This is a genomic window from Kitasatospora sp. NPDC101235, assembly GCF_044767505.1.
Classification (GTDB): domain Bacteria; phylum Actinomycetota; class Actinomycetes; order Streptomycetales; family Streptomycetaceae; genus Kitasatospora.
The window spans coordinates 45076-64679 of sequence record NZ_JBIWNZ010000008.1 but is presented as its reverse complement, the minus strand read 5'-3'; the positions used below and the strand labels follow the sequence as shown (position 1 = coordinate 64679).

The following is a 19604-nucleotide window of genomic DNA, read 5'->3' as shown; positions in this document are numbered from 1 at the left end:
ATGGCGGATCGAGGATCGGCGCGCTGCCGCCGCGCGGCGGTGGGCGGCGGCTGTCGAGCGGGCGCTATCGGGCGGCCCGGGTGGAGGCCGGGCCGAGGATCAGGCTGAGGTTGTGGCCGCCGAAGGCGAAGGCGTTGCTCAGCGCGGCGCGCACCGGAGCGGTCCGGGCGGCGCCCCGGACGTGGTCCAGGTCGCAGGCCGGGTCGGGGTCGGTCAGGTTGAGCGTCGGCGGCAGCGTCCCCCGCGCCACCGCCAGGGCGGTCACCACCACCTCCAACGCGCCCGCGGCGCCGAGGAGGTGGCCGGTGGCGCCCTTGGTGGAGCTGACCGCGGGCGGGTGTGTGCCGAAGACGGCGTTCAGGGCGGCGGTCTCGGCCACGTCACCGAGCTTGGTGCCGGTGCCGTGGGCGTTCACGTAGTCGATGTCGCCGGGGGCCAGGCCCGCGTTGGCGAGTGCGGCGCGCATCGCGTCGGCGGCTCCGGTGCCGTCGGGGCGGGGCGTGGTCGGGTGGTGGGCGTCGGTGGAGGCCCCCCAGCCGAGGACGTCGGCGTACCCGGCGGCGCCGCGCGCCTCGGCGTGCTCGGTCCGCTCCAGGACCAGGACGGCGCTGCCCTCGCCCAGTACGAAGCCGTTGCGGCGGCTGTCGAAGGGCCGGCTGGCCTGCTCGGGATCGTCCCAGCCCTGGGCCAGGGCGCGGGCGTTGGTGAAGGCGGCGGCGATGGTCGGGTGCAGCGAGGACTCGGTGCCGCCGCACACCACCACGTCGGCGTCGCCGGCCCGGATCAGCCGCAGCCCCTCGGCGATCGCCTGGGCACCGGCCGCGCAGGCCGTCACCACGGCGGAGCTGTAGCCCCGGATGCCGTGCTTGATGGCGATCCGGGCGGCGGCCATGTTGGAGAGCATGCCGGGCAGCAGGTACGGGCTGACGCCGGGGCGGCCGCGCTCCAGCCGGCGGTGCGACTGCTGCTCGAAGGTCTCCAGTCCGCCGCCGCCGGTCGCCAGCACCACGGCGGTGCGGTGCGGGTCGGCGTCCCGGCCGACCGCCAGGCCGGCGTCGGCGAGCGCGTCGTCCGCGGCCGCCAGGGCGAGCAGCACGAAGCGGTCCACGCAGCGGGTCTCGGTGGGCGGCAGCACCTCCCGGCCGTCCACGGCGGGGGCGATCCCGGCGGCGGGCAGCCAGCCGTGCGCGGCATGGCCCTCGGGGACGGCGCGCAGGCCGGAGCGGCCGGCGGTGAGCGCCTCGAACACCTCGGCGGGCTTGCGGCCGAGCGGGGAGACCAGGCCGATGCCGGTGACGACGGCGCCGGGGCGCGGGCCGATGTGCCCACTACGCTCGCTCACGCGCCCACCGCCGCGAGGTGGGTCTGCCGCAGCAGGACCTTGCGGACCTTGCCGGTCGGGCCGAGCGGGATGTCGTCGGGGGAGACCACCAGCACCTTGCGGACGGTCGCGGCGGCGGCCTCGTCCAGGGCGGCGACGACCGCCTCGGTGCGGTCCGCGGCCCCGTCGGCGTCCGCGGCGAGGAGCAGCAGTACGTCGGTGACCACGCGGTCGCCGTCCCGTACCGCGACCACCGTGCAGTCCAGCACGTCCGGGCAGGCGGCCAGCACCCGCTCCTCCGACATCGCGGTGAACAGCCGCTTGCCGCCCCCGAGTTCGACCGAGTCGACGGCCCGGTCCACGTGGTAGTAGTAGCCCTCCTCGTCCCGGTACATCAGGTCCCCGGTGAGGAAGCGGCCGCGCAGCCGGGTGCGGAAGGTGGTGGCCGAGTCGTTCCAGTAGCCGATCGCCAACGTGGGTGAGGCGGTGGCGAGTTCGCCGACCTCGCCGGGGCCGAGCGTCGGCGAGTTCGCCCTCGTCCAGCAGCAGGTCGCCGTCCAGTCGGGCGTCCGGGGTGACGTGCCGCGCCCAGCCGGGCGGCGCGCCGGCCACCTCGACCAGCAGGCCGACCAGTTCCGGGTTCAACGAGGCTGCGGGATAGGTCGGTTCAGGATTCGGCATGAGAGATCTCCCACCTGCTCGACGGCACGGGGGTGAACGCGGCCGCACCGGAGCGCAGTTGACGGCTTCCGGAGAACGGCGGCGACGGAGGAGGGCCCGAGATCACTTGTGCGACCCGGCGGGCGTCGGAATACTAGCCCGCGTGACCGCACTGGAGGCAGTGGCCGTTCACCTCCCCCCACGCGCCGTGCCCATCGAGGCGGTGGGCGAGCGCATCGGCCTGACCCCACGTCAACTCAGTCTCTTCCGCCGCTTCCACGGCCTGGACCAGCTGCGTCTGGACCCGGCCGGGACGCTGCCCGACCTGCTCGACGCCGCCCTGGACAACCTGCCGGAGCTGCGCGGACGCGAACGCGACATCCGCTTCGTGATCCACGCCCGCAGCATGCCGGTGGCGGTGCCCCACCCGCTCAACCCGTTGCACGACCTGCTCGACGCCCGTGGACTGGCGCACGCCAACGCCTTCACGGTGACCCACCACGCCTGCGCGGTGGGCCTGCTGGCCATCGACCTGGCCGGCCGGCTGCTCGCGGACGAACCCGACCCGGCAGCGCTCGCACTGGTGCTGACCGGCGAGAAGACCTTCACCAAGGACGCCCAGGTGGTGCCCGAGACCGGCATCTTCGCCGAGGGTGCGGCCGCCTGCCTGGTCAGTGCCGGTGGCGAGCGCCACCGGATGCTCTCCTTCGTGGTGCGCCAGCGCCCGGAGTTCGACGGCCGGCTGGCCGAGGACCCGGACCTGCTCGCCCGCTACCAGCGGGAGTACCCGAACGTGATGGTGGAGGCGATCGAGGCCGCCCTGGACCAGGCCGGTCTGGACCTCTCCGACCTGGTCGCGATCCTGCCGCACAACGTCAACCAGGCGTCCTGGCGGATGATCGCGCGCCGGATCGGCTACCCGGTCGAGAAAGTCGTGCTGGACAACGTGCGGTCGGTCGGGCACAGTTTCGCCTCGGACAGCCTCATCAATCTCCACACCGCCACCACGCGGGGGCTGATCCGCCGCGGCGACCACTACCTGATCGCCGCCGCCGGTGTCGGAGCCACCTTCTCCGCGATGGCGATGCGGTACTGACGGCCCGCCGGTTCCACCGGCAGCCGCGGTCCGCACAGCGACGCCGGATCCCCACACCACCCCAGAGCCCCGGGCCGCCCGCAAGTCCCGGAGCACACATCCCACGTACGACGGGACGGGACACCCATGTCAGAAGCTGTGGTCCAGACCACCGACCCCGAACTGCGCGAGCGCATCCTGCACGGCATCGGCGAGCTCCTGCCTCGCGTCCTCAAGCGCGAACTGCCCGAGATCCCGCAGGACGCCTGCCTCTTCGACGATCTCGGCCTCACCTCGGCCGGCACCATCGAGCTGATCCTGGAGCTGGAGGAGTCCCTCGACATCCAGGTGGACGTCGAGCAGATCACCGAGGACGACCTGCGGTCGGTCACCAGGCTGGCCGACTACGTCGCCGGGCACGTTATCCCCGAGGACTGACCGGGTGGCCCCCGGCCCCACCGGCCTGCGGATCACCGGGGCACTGGCCCGCCGTTCCGACGGCCGGTCGGAGACCTCGCTCGACCCGGACCTGCGGGCCTTCGTCTCCGACCTCGTCCGCCCCTACGGCCTGCCGCTGCGCGAGGACCTGCTGGGCGAGGGCGTCGGCCACTCCTACGAGGAGCTGGCCGCCGGGCTGCTGCGCGAGGCGCTCGCCGAGGACGAGCCGGCGGACCTGCTGATCCTGGCCTTCGACACCCCGGACGTCCGGCCCGGCGCGCCGTCCTCGCTGGCGCTCAGCCGGTCCGTCCCGGGAAGCCCGCTCGCCTTCGCGGTCTGCGACCAGGGTGGCGCGGCGGCCTTCACCGCCCTGCGGCTGGCCGCCGCACACCAGCGCACCGGCACCTGCCGCCGGGCCCTGGTGGTGCTCGCCGAACAGACCGCGCTGCACTACGACCCGCCCGGGCCGGTGCCGCTGCCGGAGCGGCACGCGGTGGTGGTGCTGGTCTGCGAGGAGGCTCCCGGCGCCGGTCTGGCCGTCCGGCAGACCCGGGGCGCGGCCTCCCCGGAGGAAGCCGTCCGGGCCGAGGCCGCGGAGCTCGGGCCCGAGGCGGCGCTGCTGCTCGGCCCCGGCTTCGACCCGGGCACGGAGGAGCCCCCGCCGGCCCAGCCGTTCACCGGGCTCTGGGCGGAGCTGGCGGAACACCTTCCGCAGTGGCGGGCGGACGGTCGGCCCGCGCTGTTGGCCGGGTACGACCGTCGGCTCGGCGTGCTCAGCACGCTGACCCTGCCGTGACGGCGATCGACCTCTGGCTGATCGATACGCGTCGACCAGCCGCTTCGGCAGCCGAGTTGTGGCGGCTGCTCGACCCGGACGAACGTGCCCGGGCGGCGCGGGCGGATCCCGGGCTGCGTGAGCGCTTCACCGTGGTGCGCGGCGCCGTCCGGCAGCTGGTCGCCGCCCGGCTCGGCGTGTGCCCGGCCGAGCTGGTCTGGCGGTACGGGCCGTACGGCAAGCCCGAGCCGGCGGACGCCGGCGGGCTGCGGGTCAGCTGGTCGGCCTCGGACGCGCTCGCGGTGCTGGCCCTCGCCGAGGGGCGGGCGGTCGGTGTCGACGTCGAGCGGCTCCACGATCCCCGGACGGCCGAGCGGATGGCCGCCCGCTGGTTCCCGTTCGAGGAGGCGCGGTTCGTCGCCGAGCCCGCCGAACCGGCCGAGCGGGCGGCGCGGTTCACCATGCTGTGGTGCCGCCGCGAGGCCTGCGTCAAGGCGTACGGCGGGCGGCTCGCGCAGTCCTTCGGCGTGCCCGTGGCCGGCCCCTCGCCGGTGCTGGTGGCCGACCCGGGCCGACTCGGCACCGGCCCGCTGCGGCTCTGCGACGTCCCCGTCGCAGGGCCGTTCCGGGCTGCCGTCGCAGCCCTCGGGGAGTCGCCGGTGCATGTCAACTCGCGTGTGTGGAAGGTGAATTGAGGCCCTTCGTCGATCTCGCGGCCGTCCGGGAGCGGGCGCGAGCCGGTCGTCCTCGCCCGGCTCTCCGTGCTCACCTGAAGGGATGATCACGGCAGCCCGTGCGGCAATCACCCCCACGGGTCGTCGTGACCGTCCACCGCTCCCCACGGAAGGTCGTCCCAGGAACAGGCGGAGGTCGCCCCCGAGGTGAGTCCCCACGGGCTCGGCACCTCCTCCTCGTCGCCGTCCTGCACCGGCAGCCGGTCGATCACCGCGACCAGTGCCGGGGGCAGCTGCGGGGCCAGCCCCCGGTGCACCCGGGAGATGGTGTCCCGCCGCACGTCGTCCGGCAGAAGCGGTTGGTTCATCCGCAATGCCCTTGGCCCGGGCGGTCGTTCGGCCGCCGCCAGCTGGTCCGACCAGGCCCGCCAGTAGTCGGCGTCGTCGGTCTCGCCGAGCATCAGGTGGTGCAGGTGCAGGCAGTACGCGGCCGTCCCGCTGCCCGATCCGGCCGCGAAGCGCCACCAGAACTCGGCGCCCTCCTCCTTGCCGGTGGCGTAGAGCAGCGCGCCGAACACCTCGGCCCCCTCCGGCTCGATCCGGCGGGCGTTCACCAGCAGGTCGAGCCCGCGCGAGGCGTCCGGCGCCCCCAGTACCAGGGCCACCACCAGGCCGAGTTCGAAGGCGGCCTGCTCGTGCTCCGACGGCAGGTGGGCGGGTGCGGCGGTGAGTCGGGCCTGGCGTACGGCGGCGATCCGCTCCGCATGGGCGCGTTCGGGCCGCGGGACGCGGAACACCGTGCGCCCGCCGTCGGCCGGACCCGCTCCGGCCGAGGCGCCTTCGTCCGGTCTCGCCGTCACAGATCAGCTCCGCCGTCCGGGAGTTCGCCCACCCCGAGCCGGCGGGCCAGCCGGTCCCGGGCGTGCCGGAGGTTGGAGTGAACCGTTGCCACCGGCCGCCCCAGGTACGCCGCGATCACCTTGACGTGCAGGCCGAGCAGGTACCGCAGGATCACCACGTCCCGCTGGCGCTCCGGCAGTTCGAGGATCGCCGCGTACAGCCGCACCTCGTCCGCCTCGCTGTGCAGCAGCCCCTTCGCCACCTGCTTGAAGGCGCCGATCACCGCCGCGAAGGTGACCGCCTCCACCTCGACCGCTTCCTCGCCGGCCACCCAGTCGGAGACGTGCCGGTTGGCCAACCGCCAGGCGTACGCTGCCGGTTCCTCGAACCGCAGTACCTGTGGCCAGCAGCGGGCCAGGTCGGACTTCACCGCCCCGACCACCAGCGCCGCATCGGACTGGTTGCCTATCCGGGTCAACGCGAGGGCGTGCCAGGCGGGTTCATGCGTCTCGCAGAAGGCGGCATAGGTGAGGTCCAGGCGGAGGCCGAACTCGGAACGGAGACCGGACTCCGGGCCGGCCGACCACTGCGGCCCCGTCCCGCCGGTGCACGCCACGGCCGCCCCGCCCCGGTGCCCGCGCACGTGGGCACCCCTGTCGATCGTCATCGAGCCTGCTTTCCGTGGCCGTCGGCTGCTCGCCGGGCCACCCGAGGGTCGGGCTGTCTGCGTCCATCCTCATTCCATCAGGCCGGTCACTCCAGGCTGCAATCCGAATACAGATTGTCATCTCATGGGTTGCGGTCGTCGGTGGGCACCGTCGGGTGCCGTTCGACTCGCGATTGGCTCCCGCCCGTCGTGGGCAGCAAACGATCGATCAGGAGCGGAGCGAAGGGTGAGCGCGGTGGGCCTCTACGACGGGGTGGACCTGCGGCTGAACGTGCCGCACTCGGCCCGGATGTACGACTACTTCCTCGGTGGCTTCACCAACTTCGCCGCCGACCGCGAGGCCGCCGGGCACGCCCTCGCCGTGGCGCCCTGGTTGCGCACCGGCGCCCGGGTCAACCGCTCCTTCATGCACCGCTCGACCCGGGTGCTCGCCGAGGCCGGCTTCGACCAGTTCCTCGACATCGGCACCGGCATCCCCACCTCGCCCAACCTGCACGAGATAGCCCAGACCATCCGGCCCGGCGCCCGGGTGGTCTACGCCGACAACGACCCGATCGTGCTCGCACACGCCCAGGCCCTGCTCACCGGCACCCCCGAGGGCCGCACCGCCTACGTCGAGGCCGACGTCACCGACCCGGCCCGGCTGCTCGCCGCCCCCGGCCTGCGCGGGACCATCGACCTCGCCCGGCCCGTCGCGCTCTCCCTCAACGCCCTGCTCCACTTCGTCCCCGACGCCCGCGGCGCGTACGGGCTGGTCGAGCAGCTCAAGTCCGCCCTCGCCCCCGGCAGCGCCCTGGTGATGACCCATGGCACCCCCGAGTTCGCGCCCGAGGACATCGCCAACCTGGTCCGCGTCTACTCCTCCGCCGGCACCGCCGCCCAGGCCCGCACCCGGTCGGAGATCGCCCGCTTCTTCGCCGGCTGGACCCTGCTCGACCCGGGCGTCGTCCCCACCCCGCAGTGGCGGCCTGCGCCCGGTGAGGTCTCCGTCGACCCCTCGAAGGCCTCGGCGTACGCGGCGGTGGCCATCCGGCCGTGAACTCCCGGGCCGATTCGCACAGCTGACGAACCATCGGCACACCTGTGGCGTCCTGATCGAGAAAGTGGCTCGCGCCGCGACATCCGATCAGAGGGGGAGCATGCACCCGCAGCCTTCGCAAGCCCGACACAGCCGCCGAGCCGTCCTCGGCATGGGCCTCGGAGCAGCCGTCGCCGTCACCGCCGCGACCGGCGGCCCGGCCCTCGCGGCGACGGCGAACGACCCGGCCGCCGGGGCCGGCCTCCACCAGGCCCTCGCCGCCCTGGAACAGGAGCACTCCGCCCGCCTCGGCGTCTACGGCCGCAACCTGACCACCGGCCGGACCGTCCGGTACCGCGCGGACGAGCTGTTCCCGATCTGCTCGGTCTTCAAGACCGTCGCCGTCGCCGCCGTCCTGCGGGACCTCGACCGCGACGGCGAGTTCCTCGCCAAGCGGATCCGGTACACCGCCGAGGACATCACGCGGGCCGGAGGCGTCGTCGGTGGTGGCCCCGGCGCGCCGATCACGGGCAAGGAGGAGAACCTGGCGAACGGCATGACCGTCGCCGAGCTCTGCGCCGCCACCATCGAGTACAGCGACAACACCGCGGCCAACCTGCTGCTCCGCGAACTCGGCGGACCGACTGCCGTCACCCGCTTCGCCCGCTCGATCGGCGACCGCGTCACCCGCCTGGACCGCTGGGAGCCCGAACTCAACAGCGCCGAACCGGACCGTCGCACCGACATCACCACCCCGCAGGCCATCGCCCGCACCTACGGCCGCCTCGCGCTCGGCAGCGCCCTGCCGCCGGCCAAGCGGGACCAGCTCACCGCCTGGCTGCGGGCCAACACCACCAGTGTCCGGCGCTTCCGCGCGGGCCTCCCGGCGGACTGGGCCCTCGCCGACAAGACCGGCACCGGCCGCCACGGCACCACCAACGACGTGGGCATCGCCTGGACCCGAGGCGGCGCCCCCGTCCTCCTCGCCGTGCTGACCACCAAGCCGGCGGAGGCGGCCCCGATGGACGAACCCCTGGTCGCCCGTACGGCCACGCTGCTCGCGGGCGCGCTCGGCTAGCACCGGTCGTACCGGGCTCCCGCTGCCCGGGCCCGGCTCCCCGGCGGCCCGCATCCGACGGTGCGGGACGCCGGGCCCGCAGAGCCGTCCCACTGATGCCCCTCACCCCCTTCGCCCCACCCGTGCGGCCCCGTCCCGCCGGGCACAGACTGGTGGTGGATGGATGCTGCCCCGCGAGGCTGGGAGAGGCATGCTGCTGGGACTCACCACCGCGTCGGCCGCGACCGTCTGCTTCGGCTTCGGGGCGGTCTTCCAGGCGCGCGGGGCACGGTCGGCCCCGCGCGCCGACCGGGTGCGGGCGGGCCTGCTGGCCGCGCTGGTGCGGTCCTGGCAGTTCATCCTCGGCACGCTGCTGGACATCGCCGGCTTCGCGCTGAGCATCGTCGCCCTGCGCACCCTCCCGCTCTTCCTCGCCCAGGCCGTCACCAACTCCAGCCTGGCCGTCACCGCCGTGGCCGCCGTCTGGCTGCTGGGCGCGCGGCTGCGCCGGGGCGACCTCGCGGGCATCCTCGCCGTGGTCGTCGGCCTGACCATGCTGGCGCTCGGCTCCGGCCAGGAGGGCCGCGACCACGCCGCTCCCGCCTTCCACTGGGCGCTGCTCGCCACCACTGCCGTCATGGTGCTCGCCACCGTGGTCCTGGCGCGTCGGCAGGGCACGGTGGCCGCGGCCGGCCTGGGGCTGCTGGCCGGGGTCGGCTTCGGCGTGACCAGCCTGGCCGTGCGGGTCCTGGATGCCTCCGGCCTGGTCCCCGTCCTCACCGACCCGGCCGCCTACGCCCTCGCCGTCGGCGGTCTCGGCGGCTACCTCGCCTACGCCCTGGCCCTGCAGCGCGGCACGGTGACGGCCGCGACCGCCGCCGGGACGGTGACCGAGACCTTCGGCCCGGCGCTGGTCGGCGTGGTGGCGCTCGGGGACGCCGCGCGCCCCGGGTTCGAGTGGTGCGCGCTGACGGGCTTCGCGGTGGCGGTGGGCGGCACCTTCGTACTGTCTCGCTTCGGCGAGCTGGAGGGCGAGTCCGCCGAGCTGTCCGCTCCGCGCCGGGACGCCGGCGCGGAGCCCTCCGTCCGTCCCGGTAGCCCGGACGGCTCCGCCATGCGAAGGTGACTTGCCGGACAAAACGGACGGCGACACGGCCACAGAGCGGCAGGTGCCCGATGGCGGAGGAGCCCGACTCCCGACCCCGGCGGTCGGACCCGAAGGACCCCGTGGAGGGGGGCGCGGTCCCCAAGGCCCCCACGGGGCCGACGCGCCCTACGGAGCGCCCCGTCGCGCTGATCACCGGCGCCTCCTCCGGGATCGGCCACGCCACCGCCACCCGCCTGGCCGACGCCGGCTGGCACACCCTGCTCTCCGGCACCGACCGCACCCGCCTCGACGAACTCGCCGGCCGCACCGGCGGCCGAGCCCTGCCCGAGGACCTGAGTAGGCCGGACGGTCCGGCCCGCCTCGCCGAGGCCGCCGTGGCCGAGGCCGGCCGGGTGGACACCCTGATCGCGAGCGCCGGCCTGGGCTGGCGCGGCGCGTACGCGCAGATGCCCTCCGACACCCTGGACCGGATGATCGAGGTCAACCTCGCCGCCCCGCTGCGCCTGGTCCGCCTGCTGCTGCCCGGCATGCTGGAGCGCCGCCACGGCCGGATCGTGCTGATCGGCTCGATGGCCGGACAGGTCGGCGTGCGCGACGAAGCGGGGTACTCCGCCACCAAGGGCGGGCTGACGATGTTCGCGGAGAGCCTCTGGTACGAGCTGCGCGGCACGGGGGTGGGGGTGCGCCTGGTGCTCCCGGGAGCGGTGGACACCCCGTTCTTCGACCGGCGCGGCACCCCGTACCAGCGCGAGCGGCCGCGCCCGGTCTCGGCGGAGCGGGTCGCGGACATCGTGGTCGCCACCATCACCACCGAGCGCGACCGGCTCTACGTTCCGCACTGGCTCGGCTTCCCGGCCCGCATCCACGGCGCGGCCCCGGGCGTGTTCCGCCGGATGGCCTCGCGCTTCGGGTGAGCACCGGTTGAGCGCCGCGGCCGCACACCGGGTGAGCCCCACCGCCGTGCGTCGGCCGGGCACCGCCGTCCCGCGCCCGGGGACGATCGCCGCCACGGCCCTCGCCGTCGCGGCCGGCGTCGAGGTCCTGCACCTCGCCCCGGCTGCCGTCCGCCTGCCGCCACTGCGCCGCACCCTGGCCCGCCGCACCGCCGGCCACGGCACCGCGCCGGGCCACGTCGCCCTGACCTTCGACGACGGCCCCGATCCGCGCAGCACCCCGTACGTCCTCGACGCGCTGGACGAACTCGGCGCCCGCGCCACCTTCTTCCTGCTCGGCGCGATGCTGGAGCGCGCCCCCGCGCTCGGCCGCGAGCTGGTGCTGCGCGGCCACGAGGTGGCCGTCCACGGCTGGCACCACCGGCGGCAGTGGTACCCGGCCCCCGCCCGCGACCTGCGCGAACTGCGCCGTGCCGCCGAGGCCGTGACCGAACTCTGCGGGGCCCGTCCGCTCTGGTACCGGCCGCCGTACGGTGTCCTGGCCGCCGGCCCGGCCCTGGCCGCCCGCCGTCTCGGCCTGCGCAGCGTGCTGTGGACCGCCTGGGGCCGCGACTGGGCGGCGGGGGCCACCGGCGAGTCCGTCTACGCGACCGCCCGCCCCGGCCTCACCGGCGGTGCCACCCTCCTGCTGCACGACTCCGACTGCACCTCCGCCCCCGACTCCTGGCGCGCCACCCTCGCCGCGCTCCCGCTGATCGCCGACCACTGCCGCACCCACCGGCTGACCCTCGGCCCCCTCCGCGACCACCGGGTGCCGCCGCCCGTCGGCGGGAACCGTCCGGTGTGACGGACAGGTTGTCAGGGCCACCGGACACCAACATCCCCAGCGCACCGGCGCGGCGACCGGGCCCCTCGCCTGCTCGGGCACCATCGGCGTGCGCCGAACCCTCGGTCACCCCGGCCGCACCGGCTTCGGCTATCCCAGCCCCACCCGCCGCAGCGCCGCCCCGAACCCCTCCTGCCAGGCCGCCGGTGTCGCCCCGGCGGACGGCGGGGGCTCGGGGCGGCCGAGCGCGGCCAGGGCGTTGCGGACCACCTCGGCCGGGTGGGCGGTGGCGACGTCGGCGTGGCCGAGTTCCAGCTCGTGCTGGAGGTTGTCGCGTCCGTGCCCCTGCACGACGTCGAGGAGCAGCAGCCGCCGGCCCAGCGCCCGGGCCTCGCTGCACGTGTCGCCCGAGCTGGTGACCACCAGGTCGGCGGCGGCCATCAGCGCGGGGACGCGCTCGGTGTAGCCGAAGGGGTGCAGCCGGGGCTCGCGGCGCGCGGCGCCCCGCAGCCGGCGCTCCAGTTCCCGGTTGTGCCCGGCCACCGCGAGCACGTGCGGTCCGGCGGCGGCCAGCGAGGCGGCGGTGCGGGCGAGCGGGCCGAGCCCCCAGGAGCCCGACATCAGCAGCACGCACGCGGCGCCCGCCGGCACGCCCAGCTCCGCGCGCGCCGCGGCCCGTTCCGGCGGCCCGTAGAACGGTTTCCGCAGCGGGGCCGGCACGACGACGATGTCGGCGTCCGGCCGGTACCGCCGCACCGCACACGCGGCGACCTCCGAGGTGACCAGGAACAGGTCCGTCCCCTCCTGCACCCAGAGCCGGTGCGGTGTCACGTCCGTGCAGAAGACGAAGTGCCGGAACTCCCGCTCCGGTGCCTGCCGCAGCAGCCGGTCGACCGCCGAGGCCGCGGTGGCGAACACCGAGACCACCAGCTGCGGCCGCTGTGCCCCGATCAGCTCCCGCAGCGCCGGGACCAGCCGGTTGCGGGCCGCCGCGTCGGCGAGCAGGGCGATCCGGGCGCCCGGCCGCAGAGCCGAGAAGTGGAAGGCGTCGTACACCCCGGGCAGGTCGAGCAGCCGGCGGAACACCGCCTCCCCGGCCGCGCCCGAGCGCCGCCCGAGCAGGGCCATGGCGTCGACGGTGCGGGTGGTCCAGCCGCACTCCCGCAGGGTGTCCGCGCAGGCCTGCGCCATCACGTCGTGGCCCTGCCCGAGCGAGCCGGAGACCAGCAGGGCGTGTGGCATCGGACGGCTCCGTCAGGCGCCGGCGGCCGAGCCGACGGTGGCCCGGTACCAGTCCGCGTACCGCCGCACGCCGTCCGTGAAGTGGGTGCTCGGAGACCAGTCCAGCAGCCGCTTGGCCTGTGCCGAGGAGATCCGCCGCCCCGCGTAGTCGGCCTTCCGCCCGTCGATGTGCTCGATGGTGACGGGCCCCAGCAGGCCGTCCACGGTGTCGGCGATGTCCCGCACCGAGACGGCCGTCGAGCCCTCCAGCGCGAAGGTCCGGTCCTCGGCGGCGGGGGAGAGGACCCGGACGTGGGCGTCCGCGAGGTCCTCGACGTAAACGAAGTTGCGGCTCTGCCGGCCGTCCCCGGCGATGGTGATCGGCCGCCCGGCCAGCGCGGCCTGGACGAACCGGGCGACGACCAGCTCGTCCCGCATCCGGGGGCCGTACGGGATGCCGTAGCGCAGGATGGTGAAGTGCTGCCCGTAGAGCTCGTGGTAGCTGTGTACCAGCATCTCGGAAGCGAGCTTGGTGGCCACGTACAGATGGCCGCTGTGCTCCAGCTCGATCGGCACCTGTTCGTCCAGCTCCTGCTCGCCGCCGTCGAGTTGACCGTCGGCGATGGCGGCGCCGTAGACCCAGACGGTGCTCGCCAGCACGGTCCGGCTCAGGCCGCTGCGCCGGGCGGCCTCCAGGACTGCCTCGGTGCCGTCGATGTTGGTCCGCACCGCGCGGACCGGGTCGGCGCAGACCTGCTCGACGTCGGCCATGGCGGCCAGGTGGTAGACCACCTCGCTGCCGGCCAGCGCCGCGGTGAGGGCCTTGAGGTCGAGGACGTCGAGCCGCGCGTGCTCGGCGTCCGGGTTGAGGTACTTGTCGGTGGTGTCCACCGCGAGGACCTCGTGGCCGGCCGCGATCAGGTGGTCCACGACGTGTGAGCCGATGAACCCGCAGCCCCCGGTGACGGCTATCCGCACGATCTTGCTCCCTTCGCTCCGGCTACCCGGCCAGTCGCCGGTACACCGCGGAGACGGCGTCGATCACCTGCTGCGTCTCGTCCTCGGTCATGTCGGAGTGCACCGGCAGGCAGACCTGCCGCGCGCAGACGTCCTCGGCCACCGGCAGCGGCCCGCGCCGGTACGGGGCGAGCACCGGCTGGAGGTGCAGCGGCAGGTCGTAGACCTCGCCGGACAGCCGCACCCCGTGCTCCTCGGCCACCGCCCGCTTGAACTCCGCGCGGTCCACGCCGGACGGCAGCAGCGCCACGTACTTGTAGTAGTTGCCGCGGCAGCCGGGCGGTTCGAGCACCGGGTCGAGGCCGTCCAGCCCGGCGAGGGCGGCGTCGTAGCGGCGGGCGACGGCGCGGCGGGTCTCGATGAACTCCTTCAGCCGGCGCAGGTGCACCGCACCGATCGCGGCGTGCGGCTCGCTCATCCGCCAGGCGTAGCCGAGCTTCACGTGGTGGTTGGTGGTGAAGGAGCCCTTGCCCTGGTCGCGGTGGACCCGGGCCTCGTCGCGCAGCTCCGGCGACTCGGTGAGGATCATCCCGCCCTCGCCGCTGGTGGTGACCTTGGTTGGGTAGAACGAGAAGGCCCCGGCCAGGCCGAAGGTCCCGGCGGCGCGCCCGTCGAAGCTGCTGCCGTGGGCGTGCGCGGCGTCCTCGACCAGCGGGACGCCGCGCCGGTCGCACAGCGCGCGCACGGCGTCGACCTGCGGGCCGATCAGCCCGCCGATGTGCACCAGGACGACGGCGGCGGTGTCCGGGGTGAGCGCCGCCTCCAGGGTCTCGGAGGAGAGCGCGAGGGTGGCCGGGTCGACGTCGGCGAAGACCGGCCGCCCGCCCGCGTGCACCACCGCGCCGGCGGTCGCGTAGAAGGTGACGGCGGGGACGACCACGTCGCGGCCCCGGACGTCGATGCTGCGCAGGATCACCTCCAGCGCCGCCGTGCCGCTGCTCACCGCGACGGCGTGCGAGGCGCCGTGCTCGGCGGCGAAGGCCTGCTCGAAGCGCTCGGTCCACGGACCGAGGGTCAGCGCGCCGGTGGTGAGCATCTCGGTCACCGCTTCGGCGACCGCCGCTCGGTCGCTCTGGTCGAACACGATGCGGGCGGCTGGAACGCCCATGGGGCACCTCCGGCGGCGGGCTGCGAAAGCAGCACCGATCGGGTCGGATCATCCCGAACCGCACGACAGCGGACGGGTCAGGCACATCACGCTACTTCGCCCACCGGTCCGCGGCCCGCGGTCGCCGCCCGCACGGGTGACCGGAACTGCTTCCGCCGCAGGTCCGGGCTCTGCTTCCGGCGTGGGGCGTGCGCTCCTCCGTGCGGGGGAGGGCACTACTGCGTCCGCAGTACGCAAACGGCCTGCGCAGGGACGACGACGGAGCGGGGGTCGGCGATCAAGGATGGGGCATGCTGCGGCGGACCGCGTCCACCAGGACGCCCGGCCGGCCGTGGCGCGTCCGTTTCCGAGAACCGCATCCGAAGGAGTCCGCTCTCCCGTGGCCACGTTCCTCTACCGTCTGGGCCGATGGGCCTTCGTCCGGCGCCGGCTGGTGACCTTCCTCTGGGTCGCCGTGCTGGCGGTCGGCGGGGTCCTGGCGGCCAAGGCGCCCGCCGCACCCGACGACGGCTTCGCGATGCCCGGCACGGAAGCACAGAAGGCCTTCGACCTGATGAACGAGCGCTTCCCCGGCGGCCACGCCGACGGGGCCACGGCGCGACTGGTGTTCGTCGCCCCCTCCGGCCAGAAGATCACCGCCGCGCCCAACCAACAGGCGGTCGAGCGGACGGTTGACGAGGTCGCCCGGTCCGAGCAGGTCACCGGTACGGTGAACCCGTTCACGATGCACGGTGCCATCTCCCAGGACGGCACCACCGCCTACGCGACGGTCAACTACTCCGCCAAGGTGGGCGAGGTGTCCAAGGGCGCCACCGACACCCTGGAGCAGGCCGCCCAGCACGGCCGGGACGCCGGGCTCAAGGTCGAGATCGGCGGCACCGCGCTGACGGCCAAGCCCGAGGCGGGCGGCAGCAGCGAGGCGATCGGCATGGCGCTGTCCGCCGTCGTGCTGGTGATCACCTTCGGCTCGCTGGTCGCGGCCGGCCTGCCGCTGCTCACGGCGGTGGTCGGCGTCGGCCTCGGCATGGCGCTGATCACCGCGCTCGGCAGCACGCTCGGGCTCTCCGCCACCACCGGCACGCTCGCCATGATGCTCGGCCTCGCCGTCGGCATCGACTACGCGGTGTTCATCGTCTCCCGCTACCGTGCCGAGCTCGCCGAGGGCCGGACGCCCCAGGAGGCGGTGGGCCGGGCCGTCGGCACCGCCGGGTCCGCGGTGGTCTTCGCCGGCCTCACCGTGGTGATCGCGCTCGCCGGCCTCTCCGTGGTCGGCATCCCGATCCTGGCCAAGATGGGCATGGCCGCCGCCGGGACGGTCGCGATCGCCGTGCTGGTCGCGCTCACCCTGGTCCCCGCACTGCTCGGCTTCCTCGGCCGCAAGGTGCTGCCCCGCAAGGCCCGCAAGGCGTCCGGCGCGGCGGCCCCGGCCGCGAAGGAGAACGGCGGCGCCCGTTGGGCCCGCTTCATCCTGCGCCGCCCGCTCGCGGTGCTGCTCGGAGGTGTGATCGCCCTCGGCGTGCTCGCCGCCCCCGCGCTCGACCTGCGGCTCGGCCTGCCGGGCGACGAGTCGAAGCCCACCTCCACCACTCAGCGCCGCGCCTACGACCTGCTCTCCGAGGGCTTCGGCCCCGGCTTCAACGGCCCGCTGACGGTCATGGTGGACGCCAAGGGCGTCGCCGACCCGAAGGCCGCCGCGAACGAGGTCGCCAAGAAGGTCTCCGGCGTGCCCGGGGTCGTCGCGGTGACGCCGCCGATGTTCAACCAGGCTGGAGACACGGCCCTGCTCAGCGCCGTCCCGGCGACCGGCCCGAGCGAGGCCGAGACCAAGGACATCGTGCACGCCATTCGCGGTGACGCGGCCGGCCTGAAGTCGGCCACCGGCGCGACGGTCCTGGTCAGCGGTACCACGGCGATGAACATCGACGTCTCGCAGAAGATGTCCGACGCGCTGTTGCCCTACCTCGCCGTGGTCGTCGGCCTCGCCGTCATCCTGCTGCTGGTGGTCTTCCGCTCCGTCCTCGTCCCGCTGAAGGCGGCCCTCGGCTTCCTGCTCTCGGTGGTCGCCGCGCTCGGCGCCGTGGTCGCGGTCTTCCAGTGGGGCTGGCTGGCCGATCTGATCGGCGTGGAGCAGACCGGCCCGGTGATGAGCATGATGCCGATCTTCATGATCGGTGTGGTCTTCGGCCTCGCCATGGACTACGAGGTGTTCCTGGTCACCCGGATCCGCGAGGGCTTCGTCCACGGCGAGCAGCCCGGCGAGGCGATCGTCACCGGCTTCCGGCACAACGCCCGGGTGGTCACAGCCGCGGCCCTCATCATGATCGCCGTCTTCGCGGGCTTCATCGGGATGAGCGAGCCGATGGTCAAGATGATGGGCCTCGGCCTGGCCGCGGCCGTCGCCTTCGACGCCTTCATCGTCCGGATGACCATCGTCCCGGCCGTCCTCGCCCTGCTCGGCCGCCGCGCCTGGTGGCTGCCGCGCTGGCTCGACCGGCTGATACCGGACGTGGACGTGGAGGGCAGCAAGCTGGCGACCGGCGCCCCCGAGCCGGCCCCGGCCCGGGAATCGGTCACCGTCTAGGCCGCTACCGCCCGGACCTGACCCGGCACCACCCGGTGCCAGGTCCGGGCGGCACCCCGGCCCGGTTCCGCCGGGGCCGGGTCCGCTGGGGCCGGGTCCGGCACCGTCCGGCTCGGACACCGGTTCGAGCCCCAACCGTTACCGTTGCTGTCGGGGCCACCGCCCGTACGGAGGCCTCCGACCCCGCCTGCCGCGCCCCCACCAGTGCTGGTGCGGCATGGACTGGCGCCGCCCGGTGAGGGTGCGGCCAGGGCACCCCGACCAGAGAGCACGACCATGAGCGACACCTGGCAGCGCCTGCGCCGCAGCCACCCTCGGCTGCTCGACGCCGTGGGAGGCGTGGCCCTCATCACGGCCACCGGCCTCGGCGCCACCGTCGACCAGACCGGCGGCCACTTCAACGGAGTCGACCCGGCCACCGGCTCCCTCGCGCTGCTCTCCGCCGCCGCCGTCTTCGCCCACCGCCGTTACCCGCGCGCGGTGGTCGCCGTCACGCTGCTCTGCACCATGGTGCTCACCTTCACCAGCCCCCGGCTCACCCCGATGCTGGCCACCCCGCTGCTGCTCGCGCTCTACTTCCTCGCCGTCCGCACCGACCGCGCCACCGCGCTGCGCGCCTCGATCATCACCGCCGTCCTGCTCACCGGGATCTCGCTGCTGTTCGGCCCGAGCGGCCCGATCGGCGAACGGATCAGCGTCCTCGCCTGGGCCCTGCTGCCCGGCGCCCTCGGCGACTCCATCCGCAACCGGCGCGCCCACCTCGCGGCCATCGAGGAACGCGCCGAACGCGCCGAGCGCACCCGCGAGGAGGAGGCCCGCCGACGGGTCGCCGACGAGCGGATCAGGATCGCCCGCGACCTCCACGACGTGGTCGCGCACCACATCGCCCTCGCCAACGCCCAGGCCGGCATCGCCGTCCACCTCATGGACAGCCACCCCGTCCAGGCCCGCGAGGTGCTCAGCCACATCACCGACGCCACCGGCTCGGCCCTCCAGGAACTGCGCGCCACCGTCGGCCTGCTGCGCCGCGCCGAGGAACCCGCCCCGCTCGAACCCACCCCCGGCCTCGACCGGCTGCCCGAGCTGATCAACACCTTCGAGCGGGCCGGCCTGCCGGTCCGGCTCACCGTCGAGGGCGAGGCCCGCCCGCTGTCGCCCGGCGTGGACCTCACCGCCTTCCGGATCGTCCAGGAGTCGCTGACCAACGTGGCCAAGCACGCCCACGGCGCCGACGCCGAGATCACCCTGGCCTACAGCGGCAGCCGGGTCGCGGTCAGCGTCGCCAACGGCCGCCCGACCGCGAGCGGTCGCCGCCGTGCCGTCCCCCTGCCCCAGCACCCGCCGAGCGAGGGCGGCTTCGGTCTGATCGGCATGCGCGAGCGGGCCGGCGCGGTCGGCGGCCGGCTCAGCGCCGACCGACGGCCCGACGGCGGCTTCCTGGTCACCGCCGAGCTCCCGCTGCGCACCGGCGTCCGCGACGACGGCCCCGAGGCCGTGGGTGCCCTCACCACCGCCGACGTCGCCCGGGCCGCCCGGCTCGCGCGCACCGCCCGTACCGATCGCCCGACACCAGCTGAAGGACAGGACGGCGCCGCCCGAGCGGACGGCGCGCTCCGAGAGGACAGGGACCACGCATGACCATCCGGGTACTGCTCGCCGACGACCAGGCCCTGCTGCGCGGTGCCTTCCGCCTGCTGATCGAGGCGGAGGAGGACATGGAGGTGGTCGGCGAGGCCGCCGACGGCCGGGAGGCCGTCGCGCTCGCCCGGGCCACCAAGCCCGACATCGTGCTGATGGACATCCGGATGCCCGGCACCGACGGCCTGGGCGCCACCGCCGAGATCTGCGGCGACGAGGAGCTGTCCGGCACCCGGGTGCTCATCCTCACCACCTTCGAGATAGACGAGTACGTGGCCCAGGCGCTGCGCGCGGGCGCCGGCGGTTTCCTCGGCAAGGGAGCCGACCCGAAGGAGCTGCTCGCCGCCGTCCGGACCGTCGCGGCGGGCGAGGCATTGCTCTCGCCCGCCGCCACCCGGGCCGTGATCGACCAGTTCCTCGCCCAGCCCGACCTGGCGTCCGCCACCCCCACGAGCGAGCGGCTGTCCGTCCTCACCGCCCGCGAGCGCGAGGTGATGTCGATGGCCGCCACCGGCCTCACCAACGAGGAGATCGCGGAGCGGATGTTCGTCAGCCCCTTCACCGTCCGCACCCACGTCCACCGGGCGATGTCCAAGCTGGACGCCCGCGACCGCGCCCAGCTCGTCGCCATCGCCTACCAGAGCGGCCTGGTTCCACCCGGCCGCCCGGCCTGAGCACGCCGCGGGC

The 19604-nt window shown here is 74.7% G+C and carries 19 protein-coding genes; 12 read left to right on the top strand and 7 right to left on the bottom strand.

Going from position 1 to position 19604, the window contains the following annotated elements:
• Positions 1-64: 64 nt before the first annotated feature.
• A complete protein-coding gene (locus tag ACIRRH_RS15790; protein WP_403066983.1) occupies positions 65-1342 on the bottom strand; it encodes a beta-ketoacyl-[acyl-carrier-protein] synthase family protein in 1278 nt (425 codons plus the stop codon).
• A complete protein-coding gene (locus tag ACIRRH_RS15785) occupies positions 1339-1794 on the bottom strand; it encodes a hypothetical protein (RefSeq protein ID WP_403066981.1) in 456 nt (151 codons plus the stop codon). The genes ACIRRH_RS15790 and ACIRRH_RS15785 overlap by 4 nt, the downstream gene beginning before the upstream one ends.
• A 350-nt stretch (positions 1795-2144) precedes the next feature.
• Between ACIRRH_RS15785 and ACIRRH_RS15780 the strand changes: the two genes are divergently transcribed.
• The 4 genes from ACIRRH_RS15780 to ACIRRH_RS15765 all read left to right on the top strand — a co-directional run bounded on the left by ACIRRH_RS15780 (position 2145) and on the right by ACIRRH_RS15765 (position 4964).
• Positions 2145-3077, top strand: coding sequence for a 3-oxoacyl-[acyl-carrier-protein] synthase III C-terminal domain-containing protein (locus ACIRRH_RS15780; protein WP_403066979.1), 933 nt, complete (start codon positions 2145-2147; stop codon positions 3075-3077).
• A 126-nt stretch (positions 3078-3203) separates the two neighbouring features.
• Positions 3204-3494 (top strand): phosphopantetheine-binding protein, encoded by a 291-nt coding sequence (locus ACIRRH_RS15775; protein ID WP_380700059.1) that lies wholly within the window; start codon positions 3204-3206, stop codon positions 3492-3494.
• A gap of 4 nt (positions 3495-3498) precedes the next feature.
• Positions 3499-4290 carry a hypothetical protein gene (locus ACIRRH_RS15770; RefSeq protein ID WP_403066976.1) on the top strand — a complete coding sequence of 264 codons (792 nt, stop codon included), beginning with the start codon at positions 3499-3501 and terminating at the stop codon, positions 4288-4290.
• Positions 4287-4964 (top strand): 4'-phosphopantetheinyl transferase family protein, encoded by a 678-nt coding sequence (locus ACIRRH_RS15765; protein WP_403066974.1) that lies wholly within the window; start codon positions 4287-4289, stop codon positions 4962-4964. The genes ACIRRH_RS15770 and ACIRRH_RS15765 overlap by 4 nt, the downstream gene beginning before the upstream one ends.
• Positions 4965-5071: 107 nt before the next feature.
• Here ACIRRH_RS15765 and ACIRRH_RS15760 read toward each other — a convergent pair whose 3' ends face one another.
• Both ACIRRH_RS15760 and ACIRRH_RS15755 read right to left on the bottom strand, forming a co-directional pair.
• Entirely contained in the window at positions 5072-5803 is a 732-nt protein-coding gene (locus ACIRRH_RS15760) for a hypothetical protein (protein WP_403066972.1), read from the bottom strand.
• A complete protein-coding gene (locus tag ACIRRH_RS15755) occupies positions 5800-6450 on the bottom strand; it encodes an RNA polymerase sigma factor (RefSeq protein ID WP_403066970.1) in 651 nt (216 codons plus the stop codon). The genes ACIRRH_RS15760 and ACIRRH_RS15755 overlap by 4 nt, the downstream gene beginning before the upstream one ends.
• Positions 6451-6676: 226 nt before the next feature.
• Here ACIRRH_RS15755 and ACIRRH_RS15750 point away from each other — a divergent pair, with 226 nt between their 5' ends.
• From ACIRRH_RS15750 to ACIRRH_RS15730, 5 genes are all read left to right on the top strand, one after another.
• A complete protein-coding gene (locus ACIRRH_RS15750) occupies positions 6677-7489 on the top strand; it encodes an SAM-dependent methyltransferase (protein WP_403066968.1) in 813 nt (270 codons plus the stop codon).
• A 151-nt stretch (positions 7490-7640) separates the two neighbouring features.
• Complete coding sequence (gene bla, locus ACIRRH_RS15745; protein ID WP_403066966.1) at positions 7641-8546, top strand: class A beta-lactamase; 906 nt, start codon at positions 7641-7643, stop codon at positions 8544-8546.
• Positions 8547-8736: 190 nt separating this feature from the next.
• Complete coding sequence (locus tag ACIRRH_RS15740; protein WP_403066964.1) at positions 8737-9651, top strand: hypothetical protein; 915 nt, start codon at positions 8737-8739, stop codon at positions 9649-9651.
• A gap of 50 nt (positions 9652-9701) precedes the next feature.
• Positions 9702-10547, top strand: a complete 846-nt coding sequence (locus ACIRRH_RS15735) for an SDR family NAD(P)-dependent oxidoreductase (RefSeq protein WP_403066962.1) — start codon at positions 9702-9704, stop codon at positions 10545-10547.
• Positions 10548-10554: 7 nt separating this feature from the next.
• Complete coding sequence (locus tag ACIRRH_RS15730; protein WP_403066960.1) at positions 10555-11373, top strand: polysaccharide deacetylase family protein; 819 nt, start codon at positions 10555-10557, stop codon at positions 11371-11373.
• Between the two features lie 129 nt (positions 11374-11502).
• On the opposite strand, the gene ACIRRH_RS15725 is transcribed toward ACIRRH_RS15730, so the two are convergent.
• From ACIRRH_RS15725 to ACIRRH_RS15715, 3 genes are read right to left on the bottom strand one after another with little or no spacing between them, the layout of a single operon-like run.
• A complete protein-coding gene (locus ACIRRH_RS15725; protein ID WP_403066958.1) occupies positions 11503-12594 on the bottom strand; it encodes a hypothetical protein in 1092 nt (363 codons plus the stop codon).
• A 12-nt stretch (positions 12595-12606) separates the two neighbouring features.
• Entirely contained in the window at positions 12607-13551 is a 945-nt protein-coding gene (locus ACIRRH_RS15720) for an NAD-dependent epimerase/dehydratase family protein (RefSeq protein ID WP_403066956.1), read from the bottom strand.
• A 22-nt stretch (positions 13552-13573) separates the two neighbouring features.
• Positions 13574-14698, bottom strand: a complete 1125-nt coding sequence (locus ACIRRH_RS15715; protein ID WP_403066954.1) for a DegT/DnrJ/EryC1/StrS family aminotransferase — start codon at positions 14696-14698, stop codon at positions 13574-13576.
• Positions 14699-15077: 379 nt separating this feature from the next.
• Between ACIRRH_RS15715 and ACIRRH_RS15710 the strand changes: the two genes are divergently transcribed.
• The 3 genes from ACIRRH_RS15710 to ACIRRH_RS15700 all read left to right on the top strand — a co-directional run bounded on the left by ACIRRH_RS15710 (position 15078) and on the right by ACIRRH_RS15700 (position 19591).
• Positions 15078-17279, top strand: coding sequence for an MMPL family transporter (locus ACIRRH_RS15710; RefSeq protein ID WP_403066952.1), 2202 nt, complete (start codon positions 15078-15080; stop codon positions 17277-17279).
• Positions 17280-17555: 276 nt separating this feature from the next.
• Complete coding sequence (locus ACIRRH_RS15705; protein ID WP_403066950.1) at positions 17556-18917, top strand: sensor histidine kinase; 1362 nt, start codon at positions 17556-17558, stop codon at positions 18915-18917.
• Positions 18914-19591 (top strand): response regulator, encoded by a 678-nt coding sequence (locus ACIRRH_RS15700; protein ID WP_403066948.1) that lies wholly within the window; start codon positions 18914-18916, stop codon positions 19589-19591. Before ACIRRH_RS15705 ends, ACIRRH_RS15700 begins: the two co-directional genes overlap by 4 nt.
• Positions 19592-19604 lie beyond the last annotated feature (13 nt).